9 protein-coding genes and 1 pseudogene are annotated in these 17,750 nt (G+C 64.9%); 4 read left to right on the top strand and 6 right to left on the bottom strand.

Annotated elements, in window-relative coordinates:
- Nucleotides 1–32: 32 nt before the first annotated feature.
- The 3 genes from O7631_RS10445 (at nt 33) to O7631_RS10435 (ending at nt 1,936) form a co-directional block, all read left to right on the top strand.
- Entirely contained in the window at nt 33–1,337 is a 1,305-nt protein-coding gene (locus tag O7631_RS10445) for a restriction endonuclease (RefSeq protein WP_278144056.1), read from the top strand.
- 68 nt (nt 1,338–1,405) lie between these two features.
- Nucleotides 1,406–1,624, top strand: a complete 219-nt coding sequence (locus tag O7631_RS10440) for a hypothetical protein (RefSeq protein WP_278144055.1) — start codon at nt 1,406–1,408, stop codon at nt 1,622–1,624.
- A 156-nt stretch (nt 1,625–1,780) separates the two neighbouring features.
- On the top strand, nt 1,781–1,936 hold the full coding sequence (locus O7631_RS10435) for a hypothetical protein (RefSeq protein ID WP_278148099.1): 156 nt from the start codon (nt 1,781–1,783) through the stop codon (nt 1,934–1,936).
- 242 nt (nt 1,937–2,178) lie between these two features.
- On the opposite strand, the gene O7631_RS10430 is transcribed toward O7631_RS10435, so the two are convergent.
- The 6 genes from O7631_RS10430 to O7631_RS10405 are packed head-to-tail and all read right to left on the bottom strand — an operon-like array spanning nt 2,179 to nt 16,145.
- Entirely contained in the window at nt 2,179–2,841 is a 663-nt protein-coding gene (locus O7631_RS10430; protein ID WP_278144054.1) for a hypothetical protein, read from the bottom strand.
- Nucleotides 2,842–2,877: 36 nt separating this feature from the next.
- Nucleotides 2,878–4,950 (bottom strand): DEAD/DEAH box helicase, encoded by a 2,073-nt coding sequence (locus O7631_RS10425; protein WP_278144053.1) that lies wholly within the window; start codon nt 4,948–4,950, stop codon nt 2,878–2,880.
- Nucleotides 4,947–6,752 carry a DUF1998 domain-containing protein gene (locus tag O7631_RS10420; RefSeq protein WP_278147904.1) on the bottom strand — a complete coding sequence of 602 codons (1,806 nt, stop codon included), beginning with the start codon at nt 6,750–6,752 and terminating at the stop codon, nt 4,947–4,949. The genes O7631_RS10425 and O7631_RS10420 overlap by 4 nt, the downstream gene beginning before the upstream one ends.
- Nucleotides 6,753–6,772: 20 nt before the next feature.
- Nucleotides 6,773–9,910: a helicase-related protein gene (locus O7631_RS10415; RefSeq protein WP_278144052.1), complete on the bottom strand. Its 3,138-nt coding sequence runs from the start codon at nt 9,908–9,910 to the stop codon at nt 6,773–6,775.
- A complete protein-coding gene (locus O7631_RS10410; protein WP_278144051.1) occupies nt 9,910–11,493 on the bottom strand; it encodes an NERD domain-containing protein in 1,584 nt (527 codons plus the stop codon). The genes O7631_RS10415 and O7631_RS10410 overlap by 1 nt, the downstream gene beginning before the upstream one ends.
- Nucleotides 11,490–16,145, bottom strand: a complete 4,656-nt coding sequence (locus tag O7631_RS10405) for a DEAD/DEAH box helicase family protein (protein ID WP_278144050.1) — start codon at nt 16,143–16,145, stop codon at nt 11,490–11,492. Before O7631_RS10405 ends, O7631_RS10410 begins: the two co-directional genes overlap by 4 nt.
- A gap of 1,016 nt (nt 16,146–17,161) precedes the next feature.
- Between O7631_RS10405 and O7631_RS10400 the strand changes: the two are divergent.
- A pseudogene (locus tag O7631_RS10400) lies at nt 17,162–17,741 on the top strand (DUF3427 domain-containing protein); the annotation flags it as partial.
- Nucleotides 17,742–17,750: the final 9 nt, after the last annotated feature.

The following is a 17,750-nucleotide window of genomic DNA, read 5'->3' as shown; positions in this document are numbered from 1 at the left end:
ATGTGCATGTGGATCACGCACGCTTCGTCCCCATGCTCGAGATCATGCGCTACGCCCAGGGCGCCAGTCGAGTCGAGGTCGAGCTGGACGGCTACCTCAACTATCACTTCATGACGGCCGCCCCTCAAGTGGATGGCACTCCACGGTTGATGCTCGAAGCGGGTATCAACGTGGCAGCAATGGTGGAGGCGCCTGACAGACGGCGCAGGCCGGTAATCAGTTTGCGGTCAAGTCCCTGGAAGGCAGGGCACGTCACCAACCCCTGGCATGACGAGTTCGACCTTGACCACGGCCACGTCCGCTATTACGGAGACCACAAACCGACCACGATCGGCCTTCCGGGTGCAACGGCAGGCAACCGCGCTTTGCTCGATGCATGGGCCCTCCACGCTGCCACCGACCCACACGAACGGCTTCAGGCCCCGCCCTTGATGATCTATCGGGCTATCACGGTCAACAGGGGTGGCCGCACTCTCGTGAAGGGTCACGTCGAGTTTTGCGGTTCGGCAATCATCGAACGGCTCGAACACGTCGTACAACGTGACCCCGAGAGCGGGCGTAGCTTCCCCAATCTCGTGCTTGACCTGGCGGTCATAGATCTTGCGGATACAGGCGACGCCCTTGACATGCGTTGGATCGACGACCGCCGTCACCCGCAGCTCGACGCCGAGCAGGCGGCGCGACATGCTCCGGCAGCTTGGCGGCGCTGGATCAGAGACGGCAGAGCCGCGATCCCTCGTGTGCGCCGCCGCGTCGTGTCCTCCCGTGTGCGGTCGGCGGAAGACCAGCGTCCGGCTGCAGGATCTGCAGAGGCCGACCTGCTTCAGCGTCTCTACACGCACTTCGAGGGACGCAAACATGTTTTCGAGCTATTGGCCGCTCGGGTCACTGCCCAGATCTTGGGCCGCTCCGGTACCCGCTACCACGACGGCTGGCTAACCCGACCGGGCGGCGACGGCGGCGTCGACTTCGTTGGCCGGCTCGACGTCGGCACGGCCGCCAACAACCTTCCCCTGGTGGTCCTCGGCCAAGCGAAATGCGTCGCTCCTTCTTCGTCGATTAGCCCCGACCAAGTTGCACGAGTTGTCGCCCGCCTGCGACGCGGATGGATCGGAGTCTTCGTCACAACGGGAGTGTTCTCCCGGCAAGCTCAAGTCGAAGTTATAGATGATCAATATCCACTTGTTCTCATCGACGGGAAGACCTTAGCCGAGCAGGTACTCCGCATGGCAGCCGCCGACCACAACGGAAACCTCGGTGCGCTCCTCAGCTCGATCATCGGAGACTACGACGTTGCCATCACCTACCGCCGACCAGACGAAATCTTGCTGGGATGATTTGATCAACGGCCACCCTAACTGGGGCCGGAACACCGTACAGCCTTCACAGGCTGTGGCGGCCGACTGTGATCGGCGGCACCGGTGTTCAAGCGAACTGCCTACTGGACGGCTACCTTCTGCTTGTTGTAGTTGCTGCCTTCGCCGTCCGGCGTGTAATTGCTCTCACGTTGCCGGCGATATCGATCGAGAACCAGTTGACGGTGGTGTCGCTGTTCACCGTGATGTTCTGGACGCCCTCGCGCATCCCAGCCAGGGCAGCTTCGGCGAGCTGTACGTCGGCCTGACTGGGCTCCGGTTGATGATCCACCGGCTATGGAACACCCCGACCTAGCTGTTCTCGACCCGACTGGCAGTGCCCCAAGTACTGCCGCTGCGCCCCGACCGAGCACCCTGCCCCTCCTCAGGAAGCCGGACTCATCAATAACCAGGACAGCGTCGGGGTGGCCGAGCTGCTCGGTCAGCCAGGCCCGCACATCGAGCACGACTACCGCGAACTCAAGACCGGCCTCGGCCTCGACCACTTCGAAGGCCGCTCCTGGATCGGCTGGCACCGCCACGTCACCCTCGCCGCAGCCGCTCAACTGTTCCTCACTTAACTCCGGACGGCACACCCAAAAGCAACGGGGCAGACCTGAGCCTCTACGCCATCCTCCGCGAACTGCAATACCTACTCGCGACCTGGCTCGGGTTCTGCCCCCTCTGCCGCCAACTCGCCCCGACCTAACAAAGTACTACTAGACCAATAGCGCCAGCCGCCGTCTTGGGCGCTCATTGCCGCCCGCCCCGTGGATCGATCCGGCCTCAAAGGCACGGCCGGGTCCGACCATGATCGTTCGCATCAATATTCGTCGGAGACGTCCGGCTGTGGAAACCAGCTATCGAGCGAGACACGTCCCAAGTAGGTGTATGCGGCGACGTCCGTGCCGACCGGCGCGAACAGCTCACGGGCCTCGTTGATGTAAATGCTTCCCCCTGCCCTCTTGTACCTGGACCAGCGGCGCACGACGTCGCTGGCTGACGCTAGGTAGTCCGACAGGTACTCGTCCCGCTGCCGTCCAGGCCGGATCTGTCGGCGGCAGTAGATGTCGTCTCCGGACGCCTTCAGGGTGTACTTGACGCCGACACGGGGACCGACCCAACGGTCGCCTGGAGATAGATGGCCGGGAGCGACCGGGGAGATCCTCGTCCCGTCCAGATCGAACTCCAAGAGCCGGTCGTAGCGCCCCCCGTACCAGGTCCCTCCGCCGGCCTTGACGAGCACGTGCCGCCACTCGTTGATGTAGAACACACCAGAAGGGGGCTCCCCATGTTCTCCCTTGACCTCGGCAACCATCTCGACGAGTCGCGAGTGTTGGTCCGTGGTCAGGAGAGCCCGTTCCCGCCTGTCGAATACGTAGACGAGTCGGATATGCCCGTCGGCGGTTACCCGGTATTTGGCGTCGGTCTTAGCCGACGACGGCTCGAGCCAGGGGTATACCCGCCGTTGCTTGGGTACCGTCACTGTCACCTTCAGTTGTAGTTGGGTTTGAATTTGCTGCTAACTGGGCCAGGCGAAACCGCCGGGAACTCGGGCAAGAAAGCGGAGTTGTCCACCGCTCGCGTAGTAGGCGTCGCCAGCTTGGTTGAGGTGGAACTGCAGGCCGCTCTCACCCACTCGGCGCCAAGCACGTAGCAGCCGAACAGCGTTGTCGACCAGTTCAGCCGGACCGTCGGACTGGTCGACCGCAGCCCATTCCCGGCCTCCGGCAACCCGCCGCTCGATGACGCCGCCAGCCTTCTGCCGGACGTGGTAACTCCCGCCCTTCCGGTCGCTCGGACCGAAATATGGAGCCCCGGGTTCGGGCTCGTCGGTCGGAGCAGTCTGAATCTCCGCGTCCGCGGATGCGGTCAGCTCGAACGGTTTGTCGAGCTGACCGACCAGCCAGGCTCGCGTCTCGCCGCCTTCAAAATCAGGCACCACAATCAATCGGTGCCGACTCGAAACACGGAACCTTCCACCGCCGCTCTTGACTAGAGCGACGCGCTGGGCCACATGCTGGGCGTTGGCCACCAACGTGCCGGTCACCGTCGTCACGGTGCCGCGGGAATCAAGGCTCCATTCCAAGACCGGCAGGTCAGGTGTCCACAACACCGGCTCCGGAGGCACTGTGCGGCCGAGGCTCTCCCAAAATTGATCTTCGGTGGGTCGGGGCGTCCTCGGCGGCCCCTGGCGTTCCTCCGGTGCTGCAGCTCCGACCCGCCATAGTCGGTACCGGTTGACGGCCTCCCCGGTCAGGTCGGACCAGTCCTCCTTGGCATAGATGGCCTCGTCGACCGTGTCGTGGACGTAGATGATGTGCATCTCCGCGTGTTTGCTGCCGCCGTCGAAACGCCTTCGCAAGACCCGACCGAGTGCCTGCACCCGCTGTCTGACGCTCGATGACGAAGCGACGGATATGCCGACGTCGGCGTCCGGCACGTCAATGCCCTCGATGAGCGACTTGACGCTGACAAGGACGGGCGTCGAGCCTTGTGCGAAGCGTGCGAGGGCACCCCGTCGTTGCGCCTCGGGCAGTCCGGAGTGCTCCAGACCGATCGGGAATCCAAGGCCGACTTCCGTCAGCCGGCGGTGCAAGTCGACCGCCTCGTCGATGCGCTCGTGAAACAACAGGGCGCGCGGTGTGTCCGCCCGGTCGACCAAGCGGCACAGAACCTCTGCCACAACACGTGCACGCTCGCCCGCTCGGTAGAGCAGGTCTTTCCGCTGCGCCACCATCCCTACATAACTACGGGCCAGCGCCCCCATTTCACCAGGCCGCCCTGACGCCTGCCGCGCCAAGGAACTCGGCACACCCAAGTCGTCGAGCCGGTCCGACAGGTCGTCGATACGCCGTGTTAGCTGTTCGTAGCGGCGGCGCTCCTCCGACGTCAGCTCGACCCCGTGGTGGTGCACGGTGTACTCGGGAAGCCATCCGACTTTCCGGGCGGCACGGAGATCGAAGCGGTAGACCAGGGGGCCGAGCTTCTCACCGAGTATGTGGTCGTCGTACTGGATCGGCAGGCCTTGCTCATCGACGTCGTCGCGCTCCGCGGTGGCGCTGAGGCCGATCCGGAACGGCGCTTTGGTTTCCAGCACGCGCGAGAAACGAGGCGCTCCCGCTCGGTGGCACTCGTCGACGATGAGCATGAGCGGGGATGCGGCAGCTGCTGCCAGCTCGGGTAGCCGCTCGGCGGCCGTATTGAGGACGCTGATCAGAATTCTCTTGGATTGCAGGTCATCCTTGTGCTCGCCGTCGAGCCGGCCGACGTCCCGTGGGTCCAGCGCCGTGTGTCGTAGCACGACGTCGTGCCACTGCCGGGCGAGTGCGAGCGTCGGCACGACGATGGCGACGTGGAGTTGCGGTTCGAGGAGCGCCGCGCGGCGGATGCACTCCACCGCGATCAGGGATTTACCTCCACCTGTGAAGATTTCCAGCGTTCCGCGGTACGCGGGTCCATCGCCGCCGCCGGCCCACGTCTCGACAGCGTCGAGCTGCCAGGGTGCCAGCTCGACTTGTCGGGGGTCCTCCAGTCGTTTCGCCAGTGGGCCCGTCCGATGGCCTTCGCGGGCTGGCTCCTCCGCGGCCCTCATATCTGCGCCACGGAGGCAGCTCGAAGGGCTTCGATTACATCGCTGAAGAATCCTGGTGTCTTGTCGTCACCGACTACCAGGACCCGGTCGAGCAGCACATTCGATCGCTCGCACGACGTCTCTGCGGTGAGGCAGCAGCCGTGGCAGCCGGCGAGGTTCAAGCTGTTCAGCCCCTGCCCTCGGCTTTCTCGGCATACCGGGTCGGCGGAGCACCAAGCCGCTTCCTCGAGTGCGGATAGCAGCGTTTGCGCAAGACGGGGACGTTCGCCCTGCCGGACGAGTCCGCCAAGGGTGCCCTCGGCATCGCCCGCCGCCGTGTAGATCAAAAACCCGGCTTCCGGGTCCGGCCCGACGCCGGCGTAGATGCGCTCGCGCAGAGAGGCCGCCGAGTAGCCGCAGGAGAAGGCCAGACGACGGATCAGCAGGTGTGCGAGCGTGTGAAGGAGAACCGACCTCGGAGAGACTTCCGCGAATCGTGATCCAATGTGGCTGTCGCGGCGGCGTCGCTCGAGGAGTTCCGCGCGGTCGACAACGGCATCGATTTGCTCCCAGGAGGCAAGCTTCTGCTGGTCGAGCGACAGGAAAATGCCCTCTCCGAATGACTCGGTCGCTGGCAGCCAGCGCTCGCGTCCGCGGGGCCCGAGGTCGACGGGAACGACGTCCGCCGCAAGGTCGTACCGGCGGAACCCATGGAGGACGCGGACCTCCCTCAGACGGTGTACCAGCACGACGTCCTGGACCTTCTCGTCGAGCACGCTGTGTACGTCGCTACCCGCGCCCGCCACCAGCTCTGTGGAAGACACGATGAAGTTCGGAGTCCCGATGGCCTCACCGTCAGCGTCGGTGGCCTGCATGAATGCCCGCCACTCATCGTTGAGCAAGCCTGCCCGGGTTTCGCGCAAACCCTCCGCCGAGTCCGTGCCACCGCCACCTCGCGCGACGCGCAATACGAGGTCCTTGGACACCCCCAGATCCTCGGCGATCAATTCGATGAGAACAGTAGCCCGCGGCCCGTCGGGAGCGGTGCGAACGTCGTCGAAGTTGCGGTGCTGCCGGATGTCAGCCTCGAGGTCTCGGGCCGGAGAGGTCGGTTCCGGGATATCCAACGCCGTAGTCGCCTCTGGAAGCGTGACGTTTGTGGCGCCACGTTGGAGGACCTCGAGCCGTTCGTCGCACGAAAAGCTGCCCCGCTGCCACGGCTGCGTTCCTGCGCACCGCACGCCGATTCTCTTTAGGGAGTCCCGGCTCGGCAGCTCGCCGAGGTGCCGAGACGCGTTGCAGGTCATGCAGTGCACGACAAGGCTGGACAGCCCTTCGGATCCGCCGCTCCTCGTTTGGAAGCGCAGCTCTTGCTTGCGGCAGCGCCTCTGGTTCTCAGTCTCGGACTGCGAGTGCGCCCATCGGTCCCAAGGAACGTCCATCGCGTGGCCGCGTTTGGCGCACACCGCGATGAATCGCATGGGCACCATGTGCGCACCGCAGTGCGCGCACTTCGGCGCCTCACCGGTTTCCTCAGCACTACGCATGTAGCGCATACGTCGGCAATCCTGGCAGAAGAGCCAACGCGGAAAGCGCTGGTAGGGAATCCCGGGAGTGTGCTTGGACGGGTAAGACGGGACGCTCGGCGGCGAGCGTAGCTCCTTTACGCCAAGAGCTTGCTCTAGCCGTGGTGACTCCACCTTTGCGCTCTTGTTGTAGGCCCACCCGCTGATGTCAACGCCCATCAGGGATTCGCCGAGGACGTCGAAGACAGCACCCACGCCGAACGGAGACACGACCTGGCTGAGCCTGACCGTCCTCATATTGGACCTGCCCCGCTTCGTCACAGCGACTCCCCCACGGCTACCACCCGGACCTGCCGATCGACCGATCGCATCGAGTGCATCAGTGCCCATCCGTCCCGCTGCTCCCCGAAGTCCTTGAGCAGGGCTGGGCCGGTCTTGGAGTCATATTTCAGCCGCTCGCCCATTTCCTCTGCCCTCTGGCTACGGTGCTCCCAATCGTTGACCAGCTGCTGCACGTCTGCTTCGACCTCTTGCGCTTCTTCAGGGTCGGCCTTGCGGGCAATGACGCAAAGCTTCTCGACAGCTGCCCTCACCAGGGGATCACCGGTCCGGAAGTCGCCGGCGTCCTCGTTTCGGCGCAAGCCTGCGCCATGCCTGACGAGGAGAACGAGCGCCGCCGGAAGCGACCTGCGGCGTGATGCCAAGGACCAGGGGGTCACGCTCGTCGGCTCCACGTAGCGGTAGAGCGCCTGGTGGTACGCGCGGAATGCCTCGTAGTGCGAGCGGTCGCGGGGCTTGCTTGCTCTCAGCAGCGTCACGACGAGTCCGGGCACGTTCGCCCGCCCTACGCGGCTGGTCGCCTGGATGTACTCGGACGTGGTCTTGGGTTGCCCATTCATGAGCATCAGCCCCAGCCGGCTGATGTCGATACCCACCGACAGCATGTTGGTCGTTGCAACGAGGTCGATCGCCTCGGGGTGCTGGACCGGCCGCTCCAGTCGCGCCAGAAGCTTGGGAAGCTGGTTGGCGGGCACGTTGCTCGTGAGCTCGACGACCCCGTCGCGACGCAGGCTACGGGACGGACGGTCTCGGTTGTCCCGGGCGCGGAGCATGCTCTCGACGTCGTCCCGAGCGATGGTCACGGTACGGCCGAGCTCGCGCAGGCTGTTGTGATAAGCCACGACCGTCCAATATGCGTCGAGCGAATCATCTTCTAGGCCGAGGTAGCGCGGTGCTTGCAGCAACGCGACGCAGGTGAGAACAGTCGCGAAGGCCTGTGTGTGCGCCTGCGGCATGAGACCGAGGTAGAGCCTCCCCGGGACGTCGTGATCAGTCTCGGCGAAGAAGCTGTTGTCGGCGGTGAGGCCGCTGGGCGGGAAAAGAGCAACCTTCGAGCCGAAGAGCCCACGCACCTGGTGATCAGCCGCCCGAATCGTTGCGGTGGATGCGACGACCTTGGGGCGTGAACCTTGCCATCCAATCAAGCTCTGAACGGCGGCTTCGTAGAGGGCCACCGTCGTGCCCAGGGGGCCGGACAGCAGGTGCAACTCGTCTTGAATCACCAGGCTGGGCGGGTCGTAGGGGACGTTAGCGAGACCGAACAGCGATCCCGCGTCCGAGACCCAGGGGAGACGTGCCAGCTTGTCCACCGTCGCGACGAGCAGCGTCGGAGGTTCTTGGAACATCTGCTCGTCGACCACACTGACAGGCAAAAGATCGTGGAAAGGGCATTCAGCGTGAGGGCAGAACAGCTCGAAGGTGTGCTTGGTCGTCCGAACGCCGTACGCTCCCGAGTCCTGCTGCTTGGTGCTCGGCAGGATCGGGGTGCCGCACCACGGACAGGACTGGATTTGGAACGGGCTCTCCGGTTCCTGAGCCTTTCTCAGCTCGGTCGTGAGCTGGTGGGCGTCCTCAAAGCTGTTGGGCGTGGTCTCGCCGCCCACCCACAGGCCGATGCTGAACGGTGGTGTGTTTCGAAGTTCCGGCCTCGTCTCACGCAGTTGCTCTAAGGCGCAGATCAGTGTCGCAGCGCGTTGGAACTGCTGGGCGGTCAGCAGGCGCAGGGTGTACCGGGTTAGGACGGCCGTGCCCCCGCCGTGGATCCCCCGATACAGACGGCGCCGGATCATCTCGAATGCGGCGAGGCCGAGGTAGGCCTCCGTCTTGCCGCCACCCGTAGGGAACCAGATTAAGTCGACGGTTTCCCGGTCGTCATGCCCAGTCAGGGCGGTCGAAGCAAGAGCCAGCAGCTGGAATCCGAGTTGGAACGGGTGCCAGGCAGGTTCGGCGGCGGGCAGCTGCCGCACCGGCAGCGGAGCACCACGACTGCCCGGCGACCTCCTCACGTGGCCGCTCTGCAGGATTTGCTCGCGCATCGCGGCGTTCGCCAGCCTGAAGGCAAGCAACGGACGTTGGTCCTTATCGTCGCCCAGCAGCTGGATGCCCTCCCGCATCCGGTGGGCAGCGCGCCGCATCCGTTCCAGCAAGCGCTCGGCGGCTGGCTGGTATCGGTCCTCGAGCCCCTTCGCCTCTGTCTGCTGTTTCCCGATCCACTCTTCGTAGGCGAGGACAAAGTCGTTCAGTTCGGTGCACAGGCGTCTGACCGGCAAGGTCTCGTCGGCCATACGGGCGAGAGTGAGGATCGGGAGGTTTAGACCCTTTGCCCTGACGGCGGGAACAACGGTCGCTGGAAGCATGTCCGTCGACACGGCGGTGGCGGTGCCGTCGGGCCCGGGTTCCCAATTCACCGAACAGCCGTGGCCGACACCGTACGCGCGGCGCGCGCGATACAGCAGACGGAGCTCCTCGTCTTCCTCGTCGGTGCTGAGCTCCTGGCTGCTCGGATAGGGCAGAATGGTGCCTCCCACGGCCTCGCACCGCACGTCGACCTGGAAAAGGCACTGCTCGGTAGCCGGCGGGGAGTCGGCCTCGTCATGCTCCGCCCGGTTCTCCAGTGCCACGGTCACGAGCCACCGTTCACCGACGGGCCTCCACACCGACACGAGTCGGGCCCGATCCTCCAGGACGTTCTGTTTCTTGACCGACGGACCAGCATCGGCCGAGATCTCGACCGGTTCCTGAACCAACCTTCGTCGTCGCCAGCGATCCGTGCCACCTTCGCCACCGTCGGTGACGTCCGGCTCGTAGACCGCTGCTTTGACGGTGAATCGCAGAGTGGCAGCGTTGTGGAGGAACGAGATGGCCGCGGAGGCGGGGTGCCAGGCGTTGGCGAGCTCGACGGGCTCGTCCAGCTCCTCGTCGTGTGACTCGTCGCCCAAGACACTGCCGTCAGGTCGCTCTGCGGACCGGCCGCGGGGGTAGAGGGTGCCCACGAGATAAATCCGGTCGGGCCGCCCTTGAACGACTTCTTCCTCTCCGCTCGCCGGCCCGAGGTATTGCTCTCGGAGGTACTGCACCAGGTCGTCCCGGACTGCGACGGGGTCGTAGGCATGCATCAGTTTGCTCCTCCAGAGGTCGGGCCCTCCGCAATTTGTCGCCAAGCCTGGTCCGACAGCGCGAGCCAGAGGCTGATTCGTGGTCGGGTCATCGCGACGTACAGCCGCGCCCTGGACACGGGGTCGTGGACGTCGTCGACGTCGACGATGCAAACATGTGCGGCTTCCAGCCCCTTGATCTCGGCAGCGGTGACCAGAAGCGCCGCGTTTGCGGTCGTTTCGAAGCCTCCCGCCGCCGCGACGAGTCGCCCGGTCCGGTAGGCCTTGCTGGCCGTAGCCGAACTGTCGGAGACCCTGTCACACATCGTCACGACGACGACCTCAGCCAGGTCGACCTCGTCCTTTCGCAAGCGCTTGAGCTGTGCGTCGAGCACAGCTGCAACGGCTCTCTTGTCCGAACACCGCTTGTATTCCACGGGTGGGCCCTCGCCCGCCCGGGCGACCCCCAGGTCGGCGGCCGTAACCATCTGCGTCTGGTGAACGACGGTCGCCGTGTTCCGGCAGTTGAACGGCAGCTCGACGACCGACGAAAGTGCTGCCAGCTCGTCGAAGCAGACACGGTCGAACGTCCCGTCCACGTTCGCCTGGTTGTTCGGGTCGCAGAAGACGCGCCATCGTCCGCCGGACCAGCCGCCATCGACCAGTTCATCCAGCTCCAGCAACGACTCGACGTTCAGAATGTCCTGCGCCTCGTCGACGACGAGCATATCGACGGTGCCACCGCCGAGTGCGTCGTCGAAGGAAACGCAGATGACGTCCGTGTCGCGGAGCTGTTCCCTGAGCATCCGCGCGAGTGGTTCGGAGCGGCAGGTAAGCATCACACGATAGCCCTGACGGGCCGCGCGCCGGGCCGTCTCGACCGCCAGCAAAGTCTTGCCCGAGCCCGCCCCGCCGATGCACAGGACCCGCCGATTGCGCTCGGCGCCCAACAACAGGTCGTACTGCCGATCGGCCAGCCGGACGTACTCACTCTCGAGGTTGACCATGCTGCTTCGCAGGGTCGGGAGACGGTCGAAGTCGGGACGTAGCACCCTCAGCAGTTCTCGGTACGCTCCCCCGCGGACTGGTCTGCGGGCCCGCAACTTCCAGAAACGGCGTGATTCCTCGAGGGCCTTCTCGACGCCCGAGACGGTCATCGACCGGAAACCCACGTGCTGCTGAGGATCCCACTCGAGATCATCCCCAAGTTCCTGATCCGGTGTGACGACCAGATAACCGAACGCGACGTCCAAGGCGGGGATCCGCTCCTGCAACCGTGCTTCCAGCGCGAACATCGCCGAACGCGCTTGCTCGAACGGCCCTTCGCGTTTCTCTGTTACCTCGCCGTACCGATCCGTCACGGTCCACGTCCCGCCGTGTCGCCCCAGCCGGCCACCCTTGACCTCGATCACTAGGACTGTGTCGTCCCACACGGCTAGGAAGTCCACCTCCGACATCCGCTTGTACTCATGGGCAGGCAGATGCACCGAGTACAGGCACGTCGCCGGCTCCGGCAACTCGGCCTGTGCGAGCAGCTTCGCAAGGCGAAGCTCCGCGGTACTTCCGACGCTACCGAGGCGGTCGAGGTCAGGAATCAGCCTCACCAACGCCGACCCCCTTGCCGCTCCCAAAGGTAGTCGAACTTCTGGTAGGCCAGGCGTTCACCGAACTGGCCGAAGGTGTCTGCGACATTGACGACCAAGCACTCCTCTTTGCCGCCGTTCGCTGGTCCTCGCAAGCCACGTCCGACCATCTGGATGTAGGCGTTCGGGCTGAACGTGGGCCGGGCGATGTATAGAGCCCGGACACTCGGCGCGTCGAATCCCTGAGTGAGCACATTGCAGTTAGTCAAAACTCTGATGTCGCCCGCGCGGAACCCCTCGATGCTACGGCGCCGCTCCTGGGTACGGGTCGCCCCGCTGACGGCTGCCGAGCCAATGCCGCGCACACGAAGCAGCGCGGCGAGGATCTGTGCCGACAACACCGACGCGGTGAAGACCAGGATGGGCCAATCGTCGGGCAATGACCCGATGTCCTCCAGTAACCGTTGTGCGCGAGCCTGATCCTTGCCCAATCGATCCAGCGCACCCTGCGGGAGCTGCCGGGTTCTGAGAGCGTAATCCCGTTCTTGCGCATCGAGCTCTAGGTTCGCGCCGTCGAGAATGCGGTGCTCTACCCGCGAGAGGACGCCCTGAGCTTGTAGTGCGGCATACGGGTCTTCCCCGAGTGCGTCCAACAGACGCCTGTTGAACCGCGCGGCCAGCCGTATGTTGGCTTCTTCGCCGCCTGTGCCTTTGAACGGAGTCGCCGTCAGGCCGAGGAGCGGACGCGTTGTTCTGCGGTGGTCCAGCCCCAGCCATTTCAGCGTCGCGGTGTAGTCCTTCCCCGTTGTCACATGGGCTTCGTCGATCACAACCATGGACGGTTGACTCAGCCAGTCGTAGTCGTCCTTGTCCCGGCAGATCGCGAGCTTAGCGTCGGTCGCGACCACCACCATGACCTCGTCGTCACTGGGGGCCACCTCGTTCCGGTCCCATAGACGGGAAAGTCGAAGCGGCCTGCGGTCGCCGAACTGCCTCCAGACCACGCTCCAGGTTTGGACTGCCTGTTCGCAGAGTTCCTCGCTCTGCGCGATCCACAGCACCGGTCCATTCAGGCCGTCTTCGACGAAGGCATGCACCAAGGCCTGAACCGTGACGCGTGTCTTCCCGGCCCCCGTCGGCAGGAACAGCAGCGCCCGATCGGGATTCTTGATCAGCTGCCGAATCTCCCCAGCCAACTTCTCCTGGTAGGGGTGCAAGGGGTTCAAGTCGGGTGGGCCCGGCACAGTGAGGTCAGCTTCAAGTCGCTGCCCGCGCTCGCCAGCGTACTCGGCGGGAAAGCCAAGTTGTCTGACGAAGCTGATAGCTGGAGCCGAACCTGCCCACTGCGTCGGGACCGGGAACCCCGCTTCCTGCAGTTCGTGGCGGAGTTCGCGCAGGACGTCATACCCATGCACGCGGAGCAGAAGCTCCGCCAGCTGGTAATCGCCTCCGTTGTCCCCGAGGTGCCGGACGGCTTGAAGCAGGCCGGTGGGCAGCTTCGACTCCAGAACGCGCGGATCGACAAGCGTCAAGAGCTTCATTGCGGGATCGCGCTCGACCCGGCACGTCGCCATGCGTGACCTGATCTGCTCGTCCTGCGCGTCGCTGAGGATCCGCGCGATGCTCATTGTCGTGAGGTGTAGATCGAACTCTCCCGCGAGCCTCTCCAGAAGCTCTTCGTCTTCGAGGCTCGCCAGGTAAAATACTGTGTGTCCGTCTTGTGCGACGTCGATAGGCTCGCGATCGATGCCACCCGCGGCCGTTATCTCCCTCGCCAGGCCCTGGCACTCGACGAGTTCAACCCCGTCCAGAACCCCACCGGCGAGGGCGCGCAGGGCCCTGAACCGGTCCAGGAGAACCACCGGCTCCCCGGGCATCTCCGCAACAATCTCAACGCGAAGTTGCGCGGAAGCCTCCCGGCAACCCCATCTGTCGATCAGCAGATCAGCATCCTCGTCCTTTGCTACGGCGACGTACGGCAAGCGACGTCCCGACAACGCACGGAGTTCCTCCTCTGTGCGCGCGAGGAGGACCTCGTCAGGCGCCGCTAGTACCCCTGACGCTTCGGACAGCGCGGGCACCTGCAAGGGCGTCTCTCCGACGAGGCACCGCGCGGCTTCGGTCAGCAACTGACCGAGGCCCCATGGGTCAGCCTCGACAGGCGCGCGTGTGAGGAACTCGCGCCAGACAACTGCGGATACGTCGACGAGCGTCTTTGGCAGCGAAAGCTTGGCCGTCGACTCCCAGTGCACGACCGGAAGTAGAGGCGAATACCCGGCCAGCCCTCTGCCGACGGCTTCCTCCGCCCGGCGGGGTCCCCAGTCGGTGGCGAAAAGACCGTATGTCCTTGCAGCCCAAAGATGGGGCGCTTGTACCTCCCGTACGTTAGGGAAGAGGCGGTGGTTACGGTGCCTCAAGCGTGCGCGTTCCGGCGCGTCCACATTGAGCAGCTCACGCGTCCACGTTTCCTGAGACGCCGGATCATCCGTGTCGGCGAAGCGTCGAAGCATGTGCAGGGGACCGACCGCCTCGTCATCGAAGTGCAGCAGGCCCGGGTCAGGGCGCCCCAGAGGCGGCAAGTCACGCAGATGCTGCTCTCGCACGGTTCGCACGTACTCCATGTACGTCGGGTCATGAAGCGCCGCGCGGGTAACGGTCGGCCGAGCATCCACGCCAACCGCGCGAAGAATAGCCAGATGCAAATCATGAAATTCGGTGTCCAGGGCGAGCGATGCCCTGCGGGGTTCCACAATCGCAGGATCGACGACGTTCCCCAGCACATGCCAGGACCCATCCAGGCAACGAACGCAGAGGCGGCCGCCGAGGGCAACGTGTTCCTCCAGCAGGCGCTGCGCGTCGGCGACAGACACCTCATCGACGAGCCTCCAGAATGCGGTCCATTCGTAGTCGCCCCAGCCTCTCCCTGATTTCTTAAGGAGTTTCCGCAGCTCCAGCGTCGGGTCGACATCGCGGAATCCGAGGTTGCGTAAGGCATCTTCTACGCCCCGGCAGTCTAAGAACGATCCGCGGACCAGGCTGAGACCGGCGGTGGAACTCAGCACGTGGCCTCGCAGGAAGACCTGGTCCGTCTCGTCGAGTCGCCGCAGGCGACCGGAGGTATCCGGTAGGACTCTCGCAGCCTGCATGTCTCGGCGGGTCAGGTCATCCCTGACGGTCGCCAAAATCTGTAGGGCGGATTTGCACTGCTCGTCCGTTCCGTCCGGCACGATCGACTCGAGCCACTCGTCTGCCCCGACCTCCGAGTCTGAGACCTTTATGTCTTCCACTCGAACGAGCGAGCGCAGTCGGGCACGTCGTGTGGCTGTCTGGTAGCAGGACCAATGCGGCACTTGCGCCGGCCTGCCCGGGGCCTCATGCCACGCGCGATGTGTAGGGAGCTCCAGACGCAGATCGAAATGCGGCAAGCGCAGACTGCCCGGGAGTTGCAGCTGCCCGTCCGCGTCCGGCACGCAGCGCGTCCGCGCAGCTATGCGCGGTACCCGCTCGGTCAGGTAACGGTCTGCGTCGTTATGCGCCTCCCGCCCACGTGCAGGGAGGTAGTCGAAGTGCCTGGCCGGATCCTCGGCTGTTGTCAGAGTGGGCAGGCCAGCGACGATCATCTCTGCAGCGACGTCGAGAAGCTCGTTGTTGAAGACTCCAGTGAGAAGGTTGGTGCGGTCGTCATTGACTCGCCACGGCGCGTTGATGATTCCGCGGGCCGATGTCTCATCCGCCAATGGAAAGTAGGCCCAGAACCGCCCGAGTTGCTGCGCGTCCGCCAACGCAACCGCATAAGAGATGCGGACCTCCTCGCGCCGCACAGCCTCGCCGACTTCGCCCAACGCCTCGTCCGATGGACGGTGAGTAAGGTGCCACACCCGCCAGTCGGCTTGCTGCCCGGTTTCGCCTTCCAGACGCAGGTCACCGGATGGCAGTTCCACACATTTGTGCTCGACTTCGAACCTCGATTCGACACCGCCGTCGATCACAAGGTGCAGGGCGGACACGTTAGGCACGAAGAGCAGGAACTCGCGGGGAAAGTCCCGCATCTCCTGTTCGAGGCGAGTGCGGTCGCTCGACAGCGGGAGACGGACCACTGTCTGAGCCCAGGAAGCGAGATCCCGCAGAGTCTCGTCCATCTGCATCTCGTGCTCGATGTCAACGAGCGACGGAAGACGCAGAACAGGGAACCGCGGGGCGTCCGGCGCGATGGCGAGGAGCTCAGCTCGTGACCTCGCTGCATCGAAGTCGAAGCAGATCGACCGACTGAAGACGGCAGGTTTCCGGCTGACGCCGAGGACCGACTTGAAGCCCAGCCCGAACCGGCCGATCTCCTCGCCCCGCTTCGCGCTTAAGAAGGCATGGCAAATGGCCTCGAGCCCCGCCTGCGTGAAAGTTTCGCCTTCGTTCGCGCAGTAGAGCGAGTCGCCTGAGAGACGGAGCTCGACCCGCCCTCGGGCGCCGCTGCGATGCAGGGCGTCTGCAGCGTTCTGGACCAGCTCCAGCAGCTGACGCTGCGCGTACCCACCGGTTCGATAGCTGTCCTCCTGATTGGCGTGCTCAGGGATCAAGAGAGGGTTGGCGCTGTATGCCTTCACGACCCGACGACGATGATCGTCTATCCACTGGGCGAGTCCGGGATCGACCTGTCCCCAATCACGGCTCTCACTCATTGTTCACCCCACCTGAAGGCGTGGCTGACCTCGATGAGTGGGCACGACACGGTAGGTGGCTGTGCGCCGGACCGTGTGCGGCGATGGGTGAACGGTTGCCGGAGACAGAGGTGGGGTTCATCTTTCCGCCTACATAAAGCTCGTTGGTAGAGGGGAGTGAGCACCGACTCGTCGGCATCTCAGCCGTCAAGAAGCGGAGCCGACCGGTCGGCCACGTCGGAACCGAGGACCTTGGCCGCATGGCCGTCGCCCTCTTCGTTTATCTCGATCACGATCAGAGGGTGGCCAATGACGGCTAGCCCCACCGTCGGGCAGATCGAGGGCCCCTGCTGGCCCGGGCGTCGAGCCCACCCTGAGTGCCCGTCGGTTACCCGCGAACGCGGGTCGGCAAGGACCACCGCGTCCACACACTCTGCCTTCACCCCATGCGGCAGCGCCAGCTCAGTAAGCACCGCCACCCCACTTCCACTGACGATTTTCGGACCCTATCGCCCTGAGTCCTGCTAGCGGGACCCCAAGTACTCGGCTGTTCAGCCGGTCCACGCTGGCCTATTTGCGCTGTCAACTACCCCGGCTGTCGATATTGCCCCAAGACAATCAGTCATGGGTGTGACGCGTCCTCGCTGGTCATCGCCGCGTCCGGCTCCCTGCCTCGTGGGCCGAACCACCGCCAGAGAACGTCAACGGCGGCCCGATGTACTTGGAGGTCTGTCCGGTATCCGACAACGCTACGTCGGTGCTGCCAGGCCGGCAGCATCGTTTTGTTGCGCCAGCCGCAGATCGACCGGGCTGCTGGGGCCAGCCGCGACGCCCGGCAATCGCCCTGTTCGACCGCCCCCAACCATCAGCCCTAACCGCTCTCGCTGCGGGGGTCGCACTCCGATAAGAGCGACGGCAGCCCACTCAGTACAGGCTGGCCTTCCATTTACCCGCCGTGCTCGACGTCCGCGAGATCCGCGATCGAACCGTGCACGAGACCAGCGCGCACGGGTGGCCGCCGACCGGTGCTGGCGGCCACGAAGCGCGATGAGCGGCTGGCACGGCTGTGGAAGGAACCGCTGCGCGGAGTTGCGGCAGGTCGCCGAGGTGTTGCGGCATCGCATCCACCGGGTGACGCCGACCGTCTCTCCCGGTGCAGTGCCGTTGCGGGTGCACGCCCGGTACAGCCGCAACGAGGCATGTGCCGCCTTCGGGATGACCAACCCCGGGTCGCTGCGCGAGGGGGTGAAGTGGCTGCCCGACGCCCAAGCCGACCTGTTCTTCGTCACGCTGGTGAAGTCGGAGGCGCACTACTCCCCCACCACCATGTACGCCGACCGGGCCATCACCGACACCCTCTTCCAGTGGGAGCCGCAGAGCACCACCTCGTCGGCGTCAGCGACCGGGCAGCGCTACGCGTCGGGCGGCTCGACAGTGCACCTCTTCGTCCGGGAGACCCGGATTCCCGACCGCGACCTGGGCGCGCCGCCGTACCTGTACGCCGGGCCGATGACGTACCAGGAGCACACCGGCGACCGACCCATGCGCATCCTCTGGAAGCTGCACCACGCGCTGCCCGCCGACATGTACGCCGCAGCTCGGGCCATCGCCGCCTGATATCGGCCG

It is taken from the genome of Micromonospora sp. WMMD967, from assembly GCF_029626165.1.
In the GTDB taxonomy this organism is placed as follows: Bacteria; Actinomycetota; Actinomycetes; order Mycobacteriales; family Micromonosporaceae; genus Micromonospora; species Micromonospora taraxaci.
This window is presented reverse-complemented; position numbering and strand designations above follow the sequence as displayed.

Bases quoted from the DNA above. Each gene is read 5' to 3' on its own strand.
- O7631_RS10405 (WP_278144050.1), bottom strand. From the start codon at position 16,145: ATGAGTGAGAGCCGTGATTGGGGACAGGTCGATCCCGGACTCGCCCAG.
- O7631_RS10445 (WP_278144056.1), top strand. From the start codon at position 33: ATGCTCGAGATCATGCGCTACGCCCAGGGCGCCAGTCGAGTCGAGGTC.
- O7631_RS10415 (WP_278144052.1), bottom strand. From the start codon at position 9,910: ATGCATGCCTACGACCCCGTCGCAGTCCGGGACGACCTGGTGCAGTAC.
- O7631_RS10420 (WP_278147904.1), bottom strand. From the start codon at position 6,752: ATGAGGACGGTCAGGCTCAGCCAGGTCGTGTCTCCGTTCGGCGTGGGT.
- O7631_RS10425 (WP_278144053.1), bottom strand. From the start codon at position 4,950: ATGAGGGCCGCGGAGGAGCCAGCCCGCGAAGGCCATCGGACGGGCCCA.